General features: G+C 46.1%; 15 protein-coding genes. 11 read left to right on the top strand and 4 right to left on the bottom strand.

Annotation, left to right across the window (positions count from 1 at the left end; translation table 11 throughout):
• Positions 1-185: 185 nt before the first annotated feature.
• From ACTHPG_RS11630 to ACTHPG_RS11620, 3 genes are all read left to right on the top strand, one after another.
• Positions 186-1,769, top strand: a complete 1,584-nt coding sequence (locus tag ACTHPG_RS11630) for a sigma-70 family RNA polymerase sigma factor (protein ID WP_440389486.1) — start codon at positions 186-188, stop codon at positions 1,767-1,769.
• Between the two features lie 372 nt (positions 1,770-2,141).
• Positions 2,142-3,458 (top strand): hemolysin family protein, encoded by a 1,317-nt coding sequence (locus ACTHPG_RS11625; RefSeq protein ID WP_440389485.1) that lies wholly within the window; start codon positions 2,142-2,144, stop codon positions 3,456-3,458.
• Between the two features lie 285 nt (positions 3,459-3,743).
• On the top strand, positions 3,744-4,256 hold the full coding sequence (locus ACTHPG_RS11620; protein WP_440389484.1) for a hypothetical protein: 513 nt from the start codon (positions 3,744-3,746) through the stop codon (positions 4,254-4,256).
• Positions 4,257-4,258: 2 nt separating this feature from the next.
• Here ACTHPG_RS11620 and ACTHPG_RS11615 read toward each other — a convergent pair whose 3' ends face one another.
• The 4 genes from ACTHPG_RS11615 to ACTHPG_RS11600 form a co-directional block, all read right to left on the bottom strand.
• Complete coding sequence (locus ACTHPG_RS11615; protein ID WP_440389483.1) at positions 4,259-5,212, bottom strand: hypothetical protein; 954 nt, start codon at positions 5,210-5,212, stop codon at positions 4,259-4,261.
• A complete protein-coding gene (locus ACTHPG_RS11610; protein ID WP_440389482.1) occupies positions 5,190-5,780 on the bottom strand; it encodes an RNA polymerase sigma factor in 591 nt (196 codons plus the stop codon). The genes ACTHPG_RS11615 and ACTHPG_RS11610 overlap by 23 nt, the downstream gene beginning before the upstream one ends.
• A 246-nt stretch (positions 5,781-6,026) precedes the next feature.
• Positions 6,027-7,259 (bottom strand): aminopeptidase, encoded by a 1,233-nt coding sequence (locus tag ACTHPG_RS11605; protein ID WP_440389481.1) that lies wholly within the window; start codon positions 7,257-7,259, stop codon positions 6,027-6,029.
• Positions 7,260-7,343: 84 nt separating this feature from the next.
• Entirely contained in the window at positions 7,344-8,576 is a 1,233-nt protein-coding gene (locus ACTHPG_RS11600; RefSeq protein ID WP_440389480.1) for an aminopeptidase, read from the bottom strand.
• 240 nt (positions 8,577-8,816) lie between these two features.
• Between ACTHPG_RS11600 and ACTHPG_RS11595 the strand changes: the two genes are divergently transcribed.
• The 8 genes from ACTHPG_RS11595 to uraH all read left to right on the top strand — a co-directional run bounded on the left by ACTHPG_RS11595 (position 8,817) and on the right by uraH (position 19,662).
• A complete protein-coding gene (locus tag ACTHPG_RS11595) occupies positions 8,817-9,083 on the top strand; it encodes a hypothetical protein (protein ID WP_278294696.1) in 267 nt (88 codons plus the stop codon).
• Positions 9,084-9,263: 180 nt separating this feature from the next.
• Positions 9,264-10,073, top strand: coding sequence for an MBL fold metallo-hydrolase (locus ACTHPG_RS11590; RefSeq protein WP_440389479.1), 810 nt, complete (start codon positions 9,264-9,266; stop codon positions 10,071-10,073).
• Between the two features lie 169 nt (positions 10,074-10,242).
• Positions 10,243-11,253 (top strand): aldose 1-epimerase, encoded by a 1,011-nt coding sequence (locus ACTHPG_RS11585; RefSeq protein ID WP_440389478.1) that lies wholly within the window; start codon positions 10,243-10,245, stop codon positions 11,251-11,253.
• Positions 11,254-11,385: 132 nt separating this feature from the next.
• Positions 11,386-12,774, top strand: coding sequence for a class II fumarate hydratase (gene fumC, locus ACTHPG_RS11580; RefSeq protein WP_440389476.1), 1,389 nt, complete (start codon positions 11,386-11,388; stop codon positions 12,772-12,774).
• A 178-nt stretch (positions 12,775-12,952) separates the two neighbouring features.
• Positions 12,953-15,697 (top strand): CHASE3 domain-containing protein, encoded by a 2,745-nt coding sequence (locus tag ACTHPG_RS11575; RefSeq protein ID WP_440389475.1) that lies wholly within the window; start codon positions 12,953-12,955, stop codon positions 15,695-15,697.
• A 220-nt stretch (positions 15,698-15,917) separates the two neighbouring features.
• Positions 15,918-17,540 (top strand): PucR family transcriptional regulator, encoded by a 1,623-nt coding sequence (locus ACTHPG_RS11570; RefSeq protein WP_440389474.1) that lies wholly within the window; start codon positions 15,918-15,920, stop codon positions 17,538-17,540.
• A gap of 239 nt (positions 17,541-17,779) precedes the next feature.
• The gene (gene pucL / locus ACTHPG_RS11565) at positions 17,780-19,285 is read left to right on the top strand and encodes a factor-independent urate hydroxylase (RefSeq protein WP_440389473.1); all 1,506 of its coding nucleotides are present in this window, start codon (positions 17,780-17,782) and stop codon (positions 19,283-19,285) included.
• A complete protein-coding gene (uraH, locus tag ACTHPG_RS11560) occupies positions 19,285-19,662 on the top strand; it encodes a hydroxyisourate hydrolase (RefSeq protein ID WP_440389471.1) in 378 nt (125 codons plus the stop codon). Before pucL ends, uraH begins: the two co-directional genes overlap by 1 nt.
• The last annotated feature ends 43 nt before the right edge of the window (positions 19,663-19,705 follow it).

Below are 19,705 nucleotides of genomic sequence, written 5' to 3'. Positions count from 1 at the left end.
ACATATAGTGAATTGCAGGCTGTCCCGAGAATGTGGAGGTGATCCGCAAACGGGACAGCTTTTACATAAGCATTTATGCGAAATTGACTTCAATAGATTGAGCCAAACGTAACCTTTTGATAAAAACATGGCACTTATATATGAACAGAATACACAACATGCCTATATGAAGGGAGTCCATAGCATTGAAGTCTTGGATTGAAGGAGCGATGAAGGGGGAACCCGAAGCTTACGAACAACTGATGTCTCAATATCGCGGGATGGCTCTTGCTGTTGCCTACAATCGTTTGGGAGACACATTTTGGGCTGAAGATGTCGTGCAGGAGGCATTTACTGAGGCCTTTGGCAATCTGTCCAAGCTGGAGGACTCGGAGGCTTTTCCGGGGTGGTTCAAGGTGATCGTGGAGAGACAGTGTTATCGCTGGCTACGACGCAAGCAGCATACGATGATTCCGGTTCAGGAGTTAGAGCATGTTTTCCCTGAAGAGGATCAGGCGCATAATCCGGAAAAACAAGCGGTGCAAAACGAGATGCATCGTACGCTTCGGGATTCGATTGCAATACTGCCATCATCGATGCGAATTGCTGTTGAACTGTTTTATTTGGAAGGGTACTCGCTCAAGGAAATATCGGATTTCCTCGGGGTCAAGGTACCTGCACTAAAGAAAAGGCTGTTCGATGCCCGATCCAAACTTAAGCGCTCTATACCAGTAAGGGATCTGGTTTCTGTGTTCAGTGACTTGTATGAAGGAGGAAAAGGATTGTTACACATTATGAATGGGGATCACGCTGCCAATCGTTTAAGAGAGAGTGGAATCGACGGAGATATCCTTGTATGGAGAGAATTGTACACGTTCGGACCGGTAGTGCTAGATATGGACCATGCAAAAGAGCGGAAGAATCGGGCATCCGTATTAGAGCATCAGTTGGGCATTCCACAGGCGGAATATTTGCAGATTGAGGAGCTTGAACGCAAGCTGCATTCATTTCAACAATATAAGGAGATTGTCCTATGGTTTGAATACGACCTCTATGATCAGACGATGTTATCGTATCTGTTACATTATTTCAAAGGACAAGCACTCCAGAATACGAAACTGAATCTGCTTTGCATTGACTCGTATCCAGAAATTGAGCACTTTAGAGGACTGGGACAGCTTACCTCCACACAGATTGAGCGGCTGTCCGGCAGCTGGCATGTGATTAACACGGACGAGCTACAAGCCGGTGCACAGTTCTGGGAAGCCTATACTTCAACTGATATCCGGCATCATCTGGATTACTTGCAGACAGACACTTCTGCACTTCCCTTTGCAAAAGCTGCCTTTAAGGCACACTTGTCTCGTTTGCCATCTGTATCGAACGGTCTAGGGATCATTGAGCAGACAACACTGGAGACCATAAGAGCAGGTGTGGAGCGTCCATATCCATTATTTCGCGAGGTCGGAGACAAACTGCATATTCTCGGAATGGGTGATCTTGAATACTGGGCACATCTGAGGCGGATGACAGAGGGACCTAACGCTTTACTTCAGATGACCGGTGCAACAACATTCCCCAATTTCATGCAGCATGATGAAACATTCCGTGACGGAGTTCTGTCACTAACGAAACTCGGAATTCAGGTGTTGAATGGAGAAGTCGATTGGGCACTGCTTGAGCAAGACGAATTCTGGGTCGGTGGATTGCATAATGCAAGCGGGAAACAAGCCAGATGGCGTTGGAATCCTGCTTCTGAGACTGTAGTAGAGATTGAGTCAACATCGTAATTAACGGATAGAATCTGAGAAAAATAGCAGTATTGCAAGAAGAGAGTATCCTACCATGCGGAGCATGAGTGAGGATACTCTTTTTGAACTGGTTAGATCATGGTTTATGAAATGTTAAAGAAACGGCGTAATCATTACTTTTGTTAAAGAAAAAAGGCGTTTGTGCCATTTCGTTGTCATAGGACACGGATTGACTGTGTAGTGTAGAATTATATAATAAAAGAAGCATATCTTTGTTATTCGACAGAACAAGGTGGAGGTGGAAGCATTGGGAAGTTGAAATTGCATATGAGCGGCAGAATGGCTAATATCCTACATTTTCGAAGGAGGTGGACCTATTTGCCGAAGAATGACGGCGAATAGGATGAAAATTTGAGTGACCCCTTACCGAGTATTTTAAATTTAGTATTAATCGGTTTACTTGTATTAATGAATGGTTTCTTTGTGTCGGCGGAATTTGCGATGGTGAAAGTCCGTGGAAGTCGGATTGAGGCTTTGGTGGAAACAGGCAACAAAAATGCAAGATACGCTTCCAATATCATACGCAATATGGATGCATATCTGTCAGCTTGCCAATTGGGTATAACGCTGGCTTCACTGGGACTTGGATGGTTGGGTGAACCTGCAATTGCACACCTGTTAGAGCCCCTGTTTACCGCATTTGGACTGGGACCGGTCTATGTTCATGGAATCTCTATTGCCATTGCATTTGTGATTATTACAATCCTGCATATTGTACTGGGGGAACTTGCTCCCAAGACGATGGCGATTCGAAAGTCGGAAACGATCACGCTGTGGTCTGCAGCCTTGCTAACGTTCTTCTACAAATTAATGTATCCATTCATATGGGCACTGAACGGTATGGCTAACGGCTTGTTGAGACTGTTCCGAATGGCACCCGCTTCCGAGATGGACGACGCGCATAGTGAAGATGAATTACGTATTCTCATGAAAGAAAGCAATAAGAGCGGTTTAATTGATAACACTGAATTAGCACTTGTTGATAATATATTTGATTTTACGGATACAACTGCCCGTGAAATTATGATTCCGCGGACGGAAATGATCTGTCTGAATGCCAATCAGTCCATGCTGGAAAATCTGGAGATTGCCAGTGAGAGTATGCGAACAAGGTATCCGGTATATAACGGAGACAAGGATCATATTATCGGCTTTATTCACATTAAGGATCTGATGCGATCCCAACTTACGGACACCATCTCCGTGATCCGGCCTATCCTGGCTGTGCCAGATACCACCCTGATCAGTGATCTGCTCAAGCGAATGCAGCGTAGCAAGACACAGATTGCGATTCTGATTGATGAATATGGGGGAACCTCCGGGCTTGTCACACTTGAAGATATCATGGAAGAGATCGTAGGCGAGATTCAGGATGAATTCGACCAGGAGCGTCCTGCCATTGAGCAAGTGGATGAGATGGAATATTCCATTGATGGATTGATGCTGATTGAAGAAGTCAGTGAACGATTCGGACTGGAGATGGACCGTGCCGATTACGATACCATCGGAGGCTGGCTATACTCCAGAGTAGATGCCATTCCACCTGAGGTCGGTCAATCGGTTGAGTATGGAGGTTATGTATTTGTCATTCAAGAGACAGAGCATAAACGGATTTCCCGAGTAAATGTGATTAAGCTGGAACTGTTGGTTGAAGAAGAAGGCGCGTAGTCAGATCAAAATTGTAACAAATGAAGCTGTATGGTGACGTAATGGTCATCGTACAGCTTTTTTGCATGCTCATTGATTCTGCAGGTGTGAACAATAATATCCGCATTATCCAATACATACGGGCTGGAATAATTTAAGTTTCACAATGTTAGAAATGTATATAAAAGACAAAAGACGCTACCGACAGCAACATCGGAGCGTCTAAAATTTTTTTGAAACCTCTCACCCGATCCGTCCGTTTATACCCTTACACAAAATCAAACATGAAGCGGAGGATGGAATAATATGCGGAAAACAAAAACGAAAAGTGCAGCATCTAAACTAAAAATAACCCTTGTTGCCTTGTTAATGGTGCCAACGCTCCTGGTTATATCTACGTCTGAACCAGCCGTTGCAAGCCCCACGATCAACGTGTCCTCTGGTGCTCTTACAGCTCCGCCGCCACCAGAACCAGCTATTCATTCGCTCGCTAACACTCGCGAACGTGGACATATCTATCAGGCGGTCGGTGCAATTATCCCAGGAGGAGGCCTGTCGGCTATTGTCAATACCAAAACCACAACATATACAGCAATGAAGACACTTTCCGTAGATTATCGACTTGAGCGCTGGACAGGAACAGCATGGGTAACTTTCAAAGCCAGTTCCAACAATGCAACGAATACAAATCTATTGAATGCCTCATCGGATTGGACCGTTATGCCAGGATATTATTATCGCGTTACCAGTATTCATAAAGCGTATGATGGAAGTACTACGGATACAAGCAAACATGTCTCTGGCAACGTGTTATTTTAAACTTAGCGACGGGTGCTGCCGGGAAACTTCTGCTCTTGAAAATCGTTGGCAATAGCAGTCATTTCTTCTTCCGAAAGGGTGCCAAACAGACTCATATTGTTGGAACCCATCATCCACTGAAAGGAGTTATAGGGTGGGCCGATATACATTAGTGCTTCTGTGCCGTCAGCCAGCTTCACGGTGCTCATGTCACGAAGCATGGCCCCTTCAATTTTCTCCCCAGGCATGACATAGACATAATCAAACTGGATAATCTCATCCTCTATGCTTTTGCCTTCACTGGTATATTGAACTCTCATTTGGGTGGACTCATAATAATCGTCAGGATTCACAGGGTTTTCAGTATCGAGTACGAGTTCGAACTTGACCTTGTTGAATCGCTCCGGAATGGCCTTGGATAACAGAAAGTCACCCATGAACCCTTCGCGTGCAATCTCTTCCGTAACAAGTACTGGACGAAGCATGTGGCTCGATAACTCATACGAAGGTGTATGAAGAGCCTCTTCTTCTTGTGCTTTAAGCATATCTTCCAATCCCGTTTCCGGTGGTGGAGGCGTTTTGGCTGTTGACGGATCAGCCCCCAGATGGGTCGTACGATCCTCAATGATAATGGATTTCATGCCATTGCCCCAATCCTTGATGGATTGCACAAATGGGGATACGGCTTGTGTACCGGACGGCAGGCTGAAAATAACCGCCCCGAAGGTCACGGATGCAGCGACTACGACAGACAGCCGTAACGTACGTATTCTTTTTTTACGTAAACCGATTCTGTTAATTTCCCGTTGTACCTTCTGCCAGGATTGCTGCATGGATTCGGTATGGGAGGCGGAAGGGGCAGAGACGGCCTGATGGAAAGCCTCATCAAAAGCCAGATCAAACGCAGCGTCGAAATAGTCGTCTTCCATCTCTGAATCGAATCGCTCCACATGCTTATCGGACTTGCCTTTGCTCAATGCTTCCACCCCATTCCTTATGTAATTTCTTCTTGATACTGCCGCGGGCTCTGAACAAGCGTTGCTTCACAATGTCTTCGGAGGTATCCAGCAGTTCAGCCATCTCTTTGTAGGAGAGACCTTTTTTCCACCGTAACTCCACCAGTACACGATATTCCGGTTTGAGCTGTCCGAGATAATATTCAATAGACTCTTCCATCATCTGCGTCTCTACCATGCTTTCCACGGAAGCTGCAGTCTGATTCATCGTCTCTATATCTATAAAAACACTATCCGTATCCAATTGGTTACGGTTATTTTTATTTTTTCTCAGATAATTGATAGCGGTGTTCCGCGTGACGACCTTGAGCCAGGCTTTTAGTTTGACCTCGTCTTCGAAAATGGGTTTGTTTTTAATGATTTTGATAAAAGCTTCCTGAATAATATCTTCTGCAGCAGCACGCTCCTTGATGATATAAACGATAAGACCATGTACCATATTATAATATTCATAATACACTTCTTCCTGAAGTGCAGAACCTAAATTATGGAAATCTGAGGCGAGTAATAACTGGAGCCGATTGGCCATGATGTTCTCCTTTCTGGTGAACAGTCCACAAACATTGGTATCATTACATTTTACAACATAATATGGAAACGATACAATGGGAGGTTGGTCCGAAAAAAACCAGATGAAGAGAGCAGGTACAGCCTCCGGACAGTTTGCTGAAAATTAATAAAAAGGCTTTCTTGCAACCATAAACACATGGTTGCAAGAAAGCCTAGATGACTGTTCAGTGAAAATATATACGGGAAAGCACTCAACCGTTATCTGTTAGAATGCCCAGTCTCCCTTAAGGAAGATGGCTTCACGTTCACCGTTTGCCGTAATACCGTAGATATTTGTCTCGGGCGAGCCCATCATGAAGTCCACATGAGTAATGCTGGAATTCATGCCACGAGCGGCAAGCTCTTCAGGAGACATCGTCTTGCCACCTTGGATATTAGATGCATAGGAACTGCCAATCGCAAGGTGACAGGAGGCATTCTCATCATACAACGTGGTGTAATACAAGATCCCGCTTTCTGAAATCGGGGAATGGAAGGGAACCAATGCTACTTCGCCGAGGTAATGCGAACCTTCATCCATGGAGATGAGTCTTTCGAGCGTATCCTGACCTTCCTCCGCATGAAAATCAATAATGCGTCCATTCTCGAAGGTGAGTGAGAAGCGATCTATGATACTTCCACCATAACTGAGCGGTTTGGTGCTGGATACTGTGCCGTTAACACCATGCTTGGCTGGAGCTGTGTATACTTCCTCTGTAGGGATATTAGCTACAAAAGGTGTACCTTGCTCATTCACGCTGCCAGCTTGCGCCCAGATATGTCCCTCAGGAAGTTCAACGGTCAGATCCGTCCCAGGGGAGAGGAAGTGCAGTGCTTGATACTTTTTGTTATTCAGGGCAACTGCCTTTGTTTCCAGTCTTTCAATATGCTGTTCCCAGGCTGCAACAGGGTCCTCCAGATCGGCTCTCACCGCTGCAAAAATGGCTTCCCATAGCTGGTTAACCTGTTCCGTTGCCGGAAGATCCGGGAACACTTTGGCTGCCCAATCGGGGGAAGGGCAAGCCACACCCGTCCAGCTCATTTTATCCGCCTGTTGATACTGACGGTACTTGGCCATCGCCAGGCCAAATGTACGCTGATGGGTGGAAATCCGCTCCGGATCGATACCTTTCATCAGGTCCGGACTGGATGACAATACCGTCAGAAAAGCTGCATTATTGGCTGCCAGTTCTTCAAGCTCCGCTGCATGCCACTTCGGAGGCTCTTGGAAGGATTCCTCAGGGGCCATCTCAAACCGCAAGCGATTGACGGTTTCATCTCCGTATTTTACAATAACCTGCTTGGCACCAGCCTCGTATCCCTTACGCACCAACAAGCGTACAAATTCAGCGGTATCAATCATCGCACTAATGACAAATACTTGTCCTGGCTGCACGTTTGCGCCTACTCTTACAGCCAGTTCCGCGTAACGATCCAGTTTTTGTTCAAAACTTAACATATGCGTTCCCTCCAGTTATCGAATTTTTGACCTGTTGACGCAGGAAAAGAGAGGAGTAATCTCCTCTCTCCACATCAAACCGGATTAAAATGCCCAGTTTCCTTGCAGGAAGATCGGCTCTTCCGTTCCTTCGGAGGTTACGCCGTGGATGTTCATTTCTCCAGATCCGATCATAAAGTCTACATGAGTAAGACTGGAGTTCATACCACGTTCAATCAACTCTTCTTTGGACATCGTTTTGCCACCTTCCAGACAGAAGGCATAGGCATTACCAATTGCCAAATGGTTGGACGCATTCTCATCAAACAAAGTATTGTAGAACAAAATATTCGTATCCGAAATCGGTGACTGATGAGGAACAAGGGCCACTTCACCCAGATAGTGTGCGCCTTCATCCATCTCAATCAGATTTTTGAGTGCATCCAGTCCCTGTTCGGCAGTGTAATCTACGATTCGACCGTTCTCAAATGTCAGGGAGAATCCGTCAATCAGGTTGCCGCCGTAGCTGAGTGGTTTTGTGCTGCGCACTGTGCCGTTAACACCCGTTTTCAGTGGAGCCGTAAATACTTCTTCCGTAGGCATATTGGCAATGAAGACATGCCCTTGCTCATTCACACTTCCGCCGGATACCCAGATATGGCCTTCCGGAAGTTCGATGGTCAAGTCTGTACCTGGAGCTGTATAGTGGAGTTTCTTGTATTTCTTGTTGTTCAGCAGATCAGCGCGGGAATCGAGATTTTGCAAATGGGTTTTCCATTCGGCAACAGCGTCCTGTTCACCGATCCGTACTGTTTTGAAAATAACATCCCACAGGCGGTCCACTTGTTGTGCTTCCGGCAGGTCCGGGAATACTTTAGCTGCCCATTCCGGAGATGGAACAGCTACAATAGACCAGCTGAATTTGTCAGCCATTTGATAAGAACGATATTTTTCGAGCGCTTTGCCGCGTACTTTTTGGCTAGTAATAATGCGTTCCTGCGCTACACCGTTCAGCAGATCCGGATTTTCAGCGATGACGTGCAGAATAGCGGCACCCTCTTCAACGAGTTCAGTCATTTCCGCTGCAAACCATTTCGGTTCAATGGAGAAGGCTTCATCAGGTGCAAGATCGTAATGAAGACGTGTAACAGTTTCATCGCTCCAGTTGACTTTGACCAATTTGGCACCTTTACCGTAAGCTGCTTTGACGATCAGTCGTACAAAATGGGCAGCAGAGATTGGCGCGTTAACCACAAGTGTCTGTCCGGGGTGGATATTAACACCGACTTGTACAGCCAGTTCAGCGTATTGCTGCAGATTCGTTTCAAAAGTATTCATGCTATTTTTTCCTCCAATGTGTTAATAATATCGTAGCTTGTTGGCTATTATAGATGTTGTTCAAACACGTATGATAGTCCTCATTACAACTATGCAAGGACTCAGAAGGGTTCCTTCATTGAATAAGGTATACGTTGCTACGTTATATATTGTACAATTAACCAATAATAATTACCAAACTAGGTTTACCAGAAATGTTGGAGACCGGCTGTAAATGAAAGATTAAAGGAGAGAATGATTGTGAATATTGAAATTATCCGTGCTGAAATGCGCCGTGAAGATGAAAAAAGTTTCGTGGGAAATACCGTTTTCCGTACAGAAGGCGAAAAGTCAGTGTATGAGATTACCTTCATGAGCAAGAACGGAAAAGATTGGGACTATAGTTTGCATTTCACGGAGCAATCCGGTGATGAAGAAGAGTTACTGCGTATGGACGAGTTACTGGAGAATGATGACGATCTGTACAATCAATTGCTCGATGCTGCTTTGGAGGCATATCCGGCTTAACTGGCCGAGATGTTCTTGTTCTATTGTGTCGTGTCGATGACTATACTAGACGGTGTATGCCCGAAACAGGGTGTACACCGTCTATTTTGTTGGAAAGGTTGAATAGATGATCCAGAAAAGGGAAGTCTACGAGAAGAATGGAACCAGAGAGACAATCCGCCAAATGGGAGGTAACCGTGAATGGCATCTGACAATCTGATTACAGGAGGGTTGACGGGACTTGAAGAAGTCGCGCCCGATATTCTCAGTCTACGTACACTATTTGTTAATGTCGTGTTCATTGGAGAGCCAGGAAGCAGGAACTGGGTCCTCGTGGACACCGGAATGGCGAGGTACACAGATCATATTGTTCAGGTTGCAACAGAACGATTTCAGGGTCCGCCGTCTGCGATCATATTGACGCATGGTCACTTCGACCATGTAGGAACCGTTATTGAGTTGGAACAATTCTGGGGTGTACCGGTGTACGCTCATCCGCTTGAAATTCCGTATTTAACGGGATTGAAAGATTATCCGCCAGCGGATCCTTCTGTAGGTGGAGGTTTAATGTCCAGGTTGTCATTCGCTTATCCTAATGAGGCAATCAATCTGGATGATCGGATATTCAGTTTGCCCCAAGATCATTCCGTTCCAGGCGTATCAGGATGGGAGTGGGTGCACACGCCGGGGCATACGCCTGGACATGTGTCGCTGTTTCGTGAAGCAGACCGTTTGTTAATTGCAGGAGACGCGATCATCACAGTGAAGCAGGAATCGCTGTGGAGTGTGTTGCTTCAGGACAAACAGTTGCATGGCCCGCCTTCCTATTTTACAACCGATTGGGAGGCCGCACATCAATCTGTCCAGCATATAAGGCATTTAGGGCCAAAACTTGCGATTACCGGGCATGGGCATGCATTGAGCGGAGATATGCTGACAGAATCCCTGAAGCGGCTTGATATGGACTTTGAAGAGACTACTGTGCCGGATCACGGCAAGTATGTGGATTAATTGAACCAACATTAAAAAAGCAAGCAGAGACAGCCGCAGCGGATTGCAGCTGTCTTTTTTGTTTTCCTATCATGAATTTGTTCTCTATCATAGATTGGTATTTTGTGCTCGGGCATGATATAGTCGAGCCGTATAATATAACCTTAGTATGCAGGAGGTACATATAACGATGACACAACAAAATGCAGCATTTGAAGAACAATTTGGAGGGATACCGGCCATCTGGCTTCGTTTTAATCAGTTTGAAGCGGCAGTTATTCCAAGCGTGGGTGCCAACCTCGTTGCTTTCCGTGATACAGAAAAGGGTTTCCGTTATTTGAGAGAGCCGAATCAGGATCAGATGGATGAATTTATGGCTGCACCTGCGGTCTATGGCATTCCGATTCTATCTCCACCGAACCGTTATGAGGACGGACGTTTCCCCTGGAATGGTAAAATCTATCAGTTACCTGTGAACGAACCGGCTACAGGAAACCATTTGCATGGATTTTTGCATGATGCGGAGTGGAAGGTCGAAGGATACGGTTCTGATCAGCTGGAGAGTTATGTGCTGCTTAGTCAAGATGTGAAAGAAGGACATACATTCTATCAGTACCTGCCGTTTACGTTCACGGTGACGCTTCGTTACTCTTTGAGTAGCCAAGGTCTTCAGCAACAATTGATCGTTCATAATAACGGGACTGAATATATGCCGAATCTGTTTGCATTCCACACGGCGATTGCTGTACCTTTTGCACCGGACAGTCAGGCCTCGGATTACACGGCCAAAGTTACGATTGGACAACGTCGTGAATTGAATGAGCGTTCTCTGCCAACAGGACAATTTCAACCGCTTACACCTGAGGAAGAACAACTGAAGAAAGACGGGGTTAGTCCGTTCTTTGCTGCCATGGATAATCATTACACTGCGGAACCGCAAAATGGACGTAACTATATGGAGCTCACGGACCACCGTACTGGAGACAAACTGGTATATGATGTGGGTACATCCTACAAGCACTGGATGATCTGGAATAATAACATGGGTGGCGAATTCTTCTGTCCTGAACCACAGATGAACCTGGTTAACGCTCCTAATGTTGAAGGCATCCCGGCAGAAGAAATCGGATTGGTCGGTCTGGAACCAGGTGAACTATTCGAACAGAGCAGCCGATTGTATCCAATTGCCTCAAATAAATAATTCACGCTCGCTTTGCGCTACGCTTACAATTTTGTCGAAAAGGTGAAAACCTGCTCGTAAATCATGTATAATATGACGAGATACACAAGCTTTGTAGAGACCCAAACCATCTTTTTGGAGGAGGACAAGCAAGTGGAATACCGCATTGAGAGAGATACGTTAGGCGAAATGAAAGTACCAGCCGACAGGCTGTGGGGAGCTCAGACGCAGCGCAGCAAGGAGAATTTTCCGATTGGCAGTGAACATATGCCGATGGAAGTTATCCGTGCCCTAGCCATTTTGAAAAAAAGTGCTGCGGCCAGTAACCATAAATTAGGAAAATTATCTGCGGCGAAGTCCGATGCGATCGCTTATGCGGCAGACGAGATCATTGCAGGCCGTATAGATGATCATTTCCCACTGGTCGTGTGGCAGACTGGAAGCGGAACGCAATCCAATATGAACGTGAACGAAGTCATTGCCAATCTGGGAAACCAACTGCTGGAGCAAAAGGGAAAAGAAGAGCGTCTGCATCCAAATGATGACGTGAATATGTCTCAGAGCTCCAACGATACATTCCCAACGGCTCTTCATGTCGCAGGTGTTCTGGCTGTTGAGGATCAACTCTTGCCGGCCATCGCGGTATTAAAAGCGACTTTTGCAGACAAGTCAGAAGCATTCAAGGATATCATCAAAATTGGACGTACCCACCTTCAGGATGCCACACCAATTACGCTTGGCCAGGAGATCAGTGGTTGGGAAGCCATGCTGGGCAAGAGTGAGCGTATGATCCGTGAAAGTGTACAGTACCTGAAGGAGCTTGCGATCGGCGGTACAGCTGTCGGCACAGGCATCAATGCTCATCCGGATTTTGGTGACTTTACTGCCAAGGAGATTGGCAGACATACGGGGAAAGATTTTGTATCTGCACCAAACAAATTCCATGCACTTACAAGTCATGATGAAGTCGTGTATGCGCACGGTGCTGTTAAAGCGCTTGCAGCTGATTTGATGAAAATCGCCAATGACGTTCGCTGGTTAGCCAGTGGCCCCCGCAGTGGATTGGGTGAGATCCGTATTCCGGAGAATGAGCCAGGCAGCTCCATTATGCCGGGTAAAGTCAACCCAACTCAGAGCGAGGCCATTACGATGGTGGTTACGCAGGTCATGGGTAATGATGCAGCGATTGGTTTCGCGGCAAGTCAGGGTAATTTTGAACTGAATGTATTCAAACCGGTTATCATCTATAACTTCTTGCAATCCGTGCAACTTCTGGCGGACTCCATTATTGCGTTTAATGACAAATGTGCCGTAGGCATTGAGCCTAACCTGGATCAGATTGAACATAATCTGAACAATTCGCTTATGCTGGTTACTGCGCTCAATCCGCACATTGGTTATGAGAATGCAGCCAAAATTGCGAAGCTTGCACATAAAGAAGGCTTGTCCTTGAAACAGGCGACGTTACAAACAGGCCTGCTTACTGAAGAGCAATTTGACCAATATGTCGATCCAGCCAAAATGATCGCTCCAAAGGCTTAAATTCAGTCAAAATAAGCAGCATGGATCAATGAAGAGGACGACCTGCATAAGTAGGTCGTTTTTCTTATGGATTCCGGTGAACATAAAGCTTGTCAGACTATACGTATACATATAAACTACATATGCACCAGTTTTCATTTAATTGAATAGGATTCGTATATATTTGGAGGTTTCCGCGTTGTCAAAAACGAGAAGATTTACGATACGCTCCAAAATTTTATTGGGCTATCTTGTGGTTGTGCTTTTGTTTGGAGCAGTTCTGTTAGTGCTTACGGCCCAAATTAATGTGTTACAGAAGGAAAATGATTTTATCTCTCATCATGATCTGGAAGTACATAATCTGACCAACGCAATTGAAAAAAATGTCTTGAATATGGAGACAGGACAGCGTGGATTCATGATTACAGGCAATGAGAGTTACTTGGAGCCTTATTCCCAAGGTCTGTCCCAGTGGAGTTCCAACTATGATCAGTTGAACGCTCTCATTAGCGACAATCCTTCACAGCAGCAAAGCTTGCAAAGCATCAAAGCCCATATTACACGCTGGATTGAAATTGCCGGGGAGCCGTTGGTGGAGTTGAAAAAGCAGGGGGATCAAGCAAAGGTTGTTGCTTTCTTTCAATCTGACCCGGGTAAAACTGAAATTGATCTAATTCGCTCCCAACTTACCACCTTCCGAAACACGGAGATCGCTCTGACCGAGGCGAGGGTTACTGAACTTGCCAAACGCAGTTCCACACTGCTGACGATTATGTATACGCTGTGGGGGGTTATCGCGGCGTTATCAATTGCAGCGGCTCTTGTGATATCAGGCAATATCGTCAAAACGTTGCGAGATGTTATGCAGACGATCAGTGATATCTCCAAAGGTGGAAACCTGAAGCAGCGAATTCAGGTGCGGACACATGATGAAGTGGGGGACCTGGGCAACGAAACCAACAAATTGCTGGATGAAGTACAAGAACAGAATCGGGTCAAGGATCAGATTGCAGGGATTGCCACACTCTTGCAGAACCCGACCAATCTGGAGGGATTGTCCCGCTTGTTCCTGAACGAGCTCGCCATGTTGTTTGAAGTGCCTTATAGCGTCTTATATTACTGGAAAGACAATCGACTGCTACGCGTGGCTGCATACGCTGCGGATGGAGAGAAAGAACGTTCGCTTGGTAAAGTGTCGCTTGCCCCGGGTGAGGGACTTGTCGGACAAAGTGCTGTCGAGAAGCGAGTCTTGCGCATGAATGATCTGCCTCAAAACTATATCCGAATCTCATCGGGTCTTGGACATGCATCCGCCACATCCCTTACTGTGGTACCGGTCCTGTTCGAAGGCAGAACGATTGCGGTAATTGAGCTTGCTTCAATGAAGCCGTTGCAAGAGCATGACATGAAACTGATGCAAGAACTAACTGAGATTTTCGGTGTTTCACTACACTCGACGGTCACTCGCATGGAATTACAGCAATTATATGATGAGTCACAAGTTCTGAATGAAGAATTACAGGCACAATCGGAGAAACTTCAGGCTCAGACTGAAGAAATGCTGTCTCAGACAGAGGAACTGCAAATGCAGACCGAAGAGCTTCATATGCTTAATGATCGCCTGGAAATACAGAAAAGCGCTGCTGAAACTTCAGCCAATGAACTCGCAGTTGTGGCAGATCAGTTAAGAACAAGCTCGGGGTACAAATCCGAATTTTTGGCGAACATGTCCCATGAGCTGCGGACACCGCTTAACAGCATGTTGATTTTGTCTGAAATATTGTCTGAAAACAAAAATCAACACTTGAATAGTGAAGAACAGAACTATGCTTCAGTCATTCACAAGTCAGGCAAGGACCTGCTGAATCTGATCAATGATATTCTGGATCTATCCAAGGTAGAGGCCGGGCAGATGGAAGTGGATTTTGATGATGTCTACCTGGGCAGTCTGCCTGAAGTTATGAATCAGTATTTCTTGAAAACAGCGGAGCAGAAAAAAATCGATTTCCGAATTCAGCTCCAAAGTCCTTTGCCAGAAAGCATTGTGACTGATGAGATGAGATTGCACCAGATTCTCCGAAATCTGCTCTCGAACGCGTTCAAGTTCACCAGTGAGGGTGAAGTTGCCTTGACGATCTCCAGAATGAGTCTGGCGAACCCTGAAGAGAAAGGGCAAGAGACTGACGTCATTGCTTTCTCTGTCAGTGATACGGGGATTGGCATTGCAGATAACAAACTTCTGCAGATCTTTGATGCCTTCAAACAGGCGGATGGGGCTACGGCTCGTAAATATGGAGGGACAGGGCTGGGATTGTCCATCTCTCAATCGCTTGCGACATTGCTAGGGGGCTCAATCTCCGCAACAAGCCGTGAAGGCCAAGGCAGTGTGTTCACGCTGTTCCTGCCACTGCGAAGAGATGAACCTGAGACGATGAATGCATCGCGGTTGTTCCTGAATGAGGTGGCTGGCTCCACTCCTGAGATCAACAAAATTTCTTCATTGAGCTCTGAACAATCTGATGTCCTATTGACCCCTCTGGAAGAAGCATTACTCAGTGGTCGTCAAGTGCTTGTCGTTGATGATGATATTCGAAATGTGTATGCGCTGGCTAACGCTCTTGAGCAATATGGCATGAATGTCATATCAGCTCAGAACGGCTACGAATGTCTGGAATTGTTGGAGCGTGGAGGAGTCAAGCCGGATATTATCATGATGGATATCATGATGCCGGAACTGGATGGTTATGAGACGACTCGCCAGATCCGTGAACGGCTTGGCATGACTCAGCTTCCGATCATTGCACTGACAGCCAAAGCCATGAAAGAGGATCGGGAGAAATGTATCGCAGCAGGCGCTTCCGACTATCTCAGCAAACCGCTGAATATCAAAGATGTATTATCTCGTATGAAATTATGGATGAATCACGAAACGTTGGAGATCTGATCTAAAACCTATGCCGATTACAGGGAAGTGCGCTGTAATTAGGTCATAGGTTTTATTTTTTTGTCGTGTAAGCTTTATCGGAAAGAATGATGTTATAATACTTAACAACAAACGAAATTAAATGGATGAATATAGATTTAATTAGCAATGTAATCCAGAATAAATTCTATGGATACGAAAATAACATAATATTGTGTTATATATATGGGAGGTAGTGTCCATGCAACTTACGGTTAAAGAGGCTTTACAGGTATACCCGTTGTCAGAGGCCAAACTGGTTGCGGGTGGAGAAGGGACTTCACGGATGATGAAATCCGTTAACGTCATGGACGCTCCTGATATCGCGGATTGGATCAAATCCGGAGAAATGTTGTTTACCACCGCTTTTATTATGAAAGACAGTGAGACGGATGCGCTGCGTTTGATGCGGCGCTTAAACGAACGCGGCTGTGCAGGACTCGGTATCAAACTTGGACGTTTCTGGCAGTCCATTCCACAAGGCATAGTGGAGGAAGCTGATCGACTTCGTTTGCCATTGCTTGAGCTTCCTTTTCAATTCACCTTTTCGGACCAGATGAATGCTTTGTTCAAGGCTGAACATGAACGCAGTAACCGATTGCTGCATGAGGTTGTGCAGAAGCAAAAGAAATTAATGCAGTTTGCATTGCAACAGCAGCCACACCGGAATGTGTTTGCCGAACTAGCTACTGTACTGAACTATCCGCTTGCCGTCATTGGTTCACGTGGACATGTGCTTTACGGTAGTGAAGGCATTGCAGGGGATGCGGTAACCCAAGGCTGGCCATGGAAATCTGTCATGCACCGAGTGAAATGGAATCAGGGAAGTTGTCATCGCGTACCGATCAGACAAAATGATGAAGAATACGGATCGTTGCTGGTGTTTACCGATTCAGCCTTATCCCTTCGAGCAGAAGAAGAACTGTTCCAACAGGCTGCTGATGTACTGGCATTTTATATGGATATGACGTATCGCGAGCATATTAATCCGACCGTGCAAGATGAGATGCGTACGTTGCTTTCACAATACCTGGATAACAAGATGACCGTTCAGGAATTAACCACCATGAGTGAAAACAAAGGTGTACATCTGTTCCAGGGAACTTATCAGTGCGTATTCATTACACTTGAGCCGACTCTGTTTGCCGAGGGGAAACTGCTTAAACAGATTCATCGCGAATTGCAGTACAATCCGCTGATGCAATTCACGGCCTCGCAGCATTTTCAGATAGAAGATGGCATACTGTCCATCTATACCTGTCCAACAGGGCGAGATTATGGAGAAGAGCTGTCAGGTTTTCTATTGAACCGGTTCGGTGATGTTCTGGCAGCACAAGAAGCGAAAGGAGCACCGGCACCGCGCTTCTGGATCAGCAAGATGAAACATGAACCCAAATCGCTCCGTGAAGCTTACCAAGAGTGTCTGGATACGCGACAACTGGCTCGTCGTTTCGGCATGAAAGACCGTGCGTTGCAATTTGAAATGCTCGAATTTGCCTATGTGTTCCAACACGTACCGGATAACATCATGGAGAACTACTGTAATAAAGTACTTGAACCGTTACTTGCCAGAGACGGTGATCCCAATCAGGTATTGATGAATACATTGGAGTCCTTTATCGAAAATGATGGACTGATTAATGAAGCTGCCAAGCAGCTGTTTGTGCATCGCAACACAGTCACTTATCGTATGGAGAAAGTCGGCAGCTTGCTGCAAATGGACTTTAAGAAAACGAATGATCTGCTCAAATTAAAGCTGGTATTCACTTTCCGCAAGTTTGTGCGGGACAAAGCAGCTGCAAAACCGCACAATATGCAACTCTAGACCGCACCTTGTGCATCGTGACAATGCTACAGGTTCAGACAACCCAGAACCGCATTCCCTTGATGGAGTGCGGTTTTTTCATGTTTAAGGGCAAGGAGAGCTAATCTTGCCGTGCACAGCAAACAAATCGAAACTATGATGTTATGTTATATTACAAAATTGCGTAAATATTGTTGCCGCGACATTGAACGACACTTAGAATGAAGAACAATAATCCATAACAGACCGGAGGTTCTAACATGAGCGACTTAATTAAACTTGTTAACAACTGGTCTATCACGCAGTTCGTGCATACGTTTGGCGGCTTATTTGAGGAATCACCATGGGTGGCTGAGCGTTCCGGGCTTTTACGACCTTTTGATTCATTTGAACAGATGATGAACGTGATGAAGAACGCGGTTCAGGCCTCGGATGACCAGGTGAAGTTGCAATTGCTTCGAAATCACCCGGATCTTGGAGCGCGAATCAGCATGAGCAGCAATTCCGTTCAGGAACAAGCTGGTGCAGGACTTGATTCACTCTCACAAGAGCAATACAACGAACTTCAACAATTAAACAAAGCATATACAAGCCAATTCGGCTTTCCATTCATACTGGCTGTAAAAGGCCATACCGCAAGCTCCATCCTCGAATCCATGAGGCAACGTCATCGCCGAGGCAGGGAAGAAGAATTCGAGACTGCCTTGAGGGAAGTATTCAAGATTGCGGGCATTCGCTTGGAGCAGTGGCTCGCACAGATCGGTCATGAACATGAGTTCGTGAGCAAGCCAGCCGCAGTGCAGCAGCGGACTATGTATTACGGCAAAGGGGATGTGTGGGTGTACCGTTCCTACGCCAAACCGTTGACGGGTATACAGTCCATTCCGGAATCGCCATTCATGGGACGCAGCAATATTTTGTTTGGATTAAACATTAAGGTCGCTGTGCAGGGCGATGAATTCTTGCCTTCTTTTGCAGAAGGGGATAATTCGCTGGTGGTGGCCACCGATTCGATGAAAAATTTTATTCTCAAACATGCAGCGGATTACACGGGGGCAACGGTCGAAGGATTTCTTGCGCTGGTAAGTCGGCGTTTCCTGGAGACGTATCCGCAGATGAGCAAGGTTCAGATGACAGCGGACCAGATCCCTTTTGAAGATATACCGATTGGTTTGGAAGGCAATTACCGACCGAGTGCACTCGTATTCCGTTATTCACAGAATGATCGCGCGACGGCTGCCATAGAGGCAGAACGAACGGGAGATGCAATTGAACTAAGCAACCATTTCAGTGGTGTTGCCGATCTGAGACTGATTAAGGTCAAAGGGAGTGAGTTTGCCGGATTTATGCAGGATGAATATACGACTCTTCCAGAGACATGGGACCGGCCTTTATTTATTTTCCTGAACATCAATTGGCGTTATGAAGATCCGAGAGATGGCATGGATGATCAGCGTGGACGGTATGTAGCGGCGGAACAGGTCAGAGATTTGGCTGCTGCGGTGTTTCATGAGTGTCGATCCGCTTCCATTCAACATCTGATCTACCAGATTGGACGAAGGTTGTTAAGTCGATTTGAGCAACTGAGTGAGGTTTCATTTGAATCCAACAATCGGACTTGGGAAACAGTGCTGGAGGAAGTGAAAGAGGGGGAAGGCAAAGTATTTACTGAACCGAGACCACCTTATGGATTCCAGGGTTTCTCGATGACAAGGGATGATCTGGGAACAGACGGCCGGGACGCCGGGAAAGCAGGTGATGTCTAATGTCGATGTCTGATGGACGAATTACAACCCATGTGCTGGATACATCCAAAGGCGTCCCTGCTGCGGGTGTTCGGATCGAACTGTATACCCTGAAGAGGGATGGAGAACAGGAAAGCAAGACAAAAGTAGCTGAGTCGGTGACTAATGCGGATGGGCGTTTGGATGCACCGCTGCTGTCTGGAGGCAAGTTGGAGCCAGCGATATATGAGCTTCAATTCCATGTCGAGAGTTATTACGCACATCGTTCATTGGAGGAACTGGGGCAGGTATTATGGACGATTGTTCCGATTCGTTTTGCCGTATCTGATGCCTCAAGCCATTACCATATTCCATTATTGATTGCTCCAGGAGGTTACAGTACATACCGGGGAAGCTGAACATGCACACATCCGGTTCTGATTCAGAGGGAGGGTCATCCAC

This window comes from Paenibacillus sp. SAF-068, from assembly GCF_051967555.1.
Taxonomy (GTDB): Bacteria; Bacillota; Bacilli; order Paenibacillales; family Paenibacillaceae; genus Paenibacillus.
This window is presented reverse-complemented; position numbering and strand designations above follow the sequence as displayed.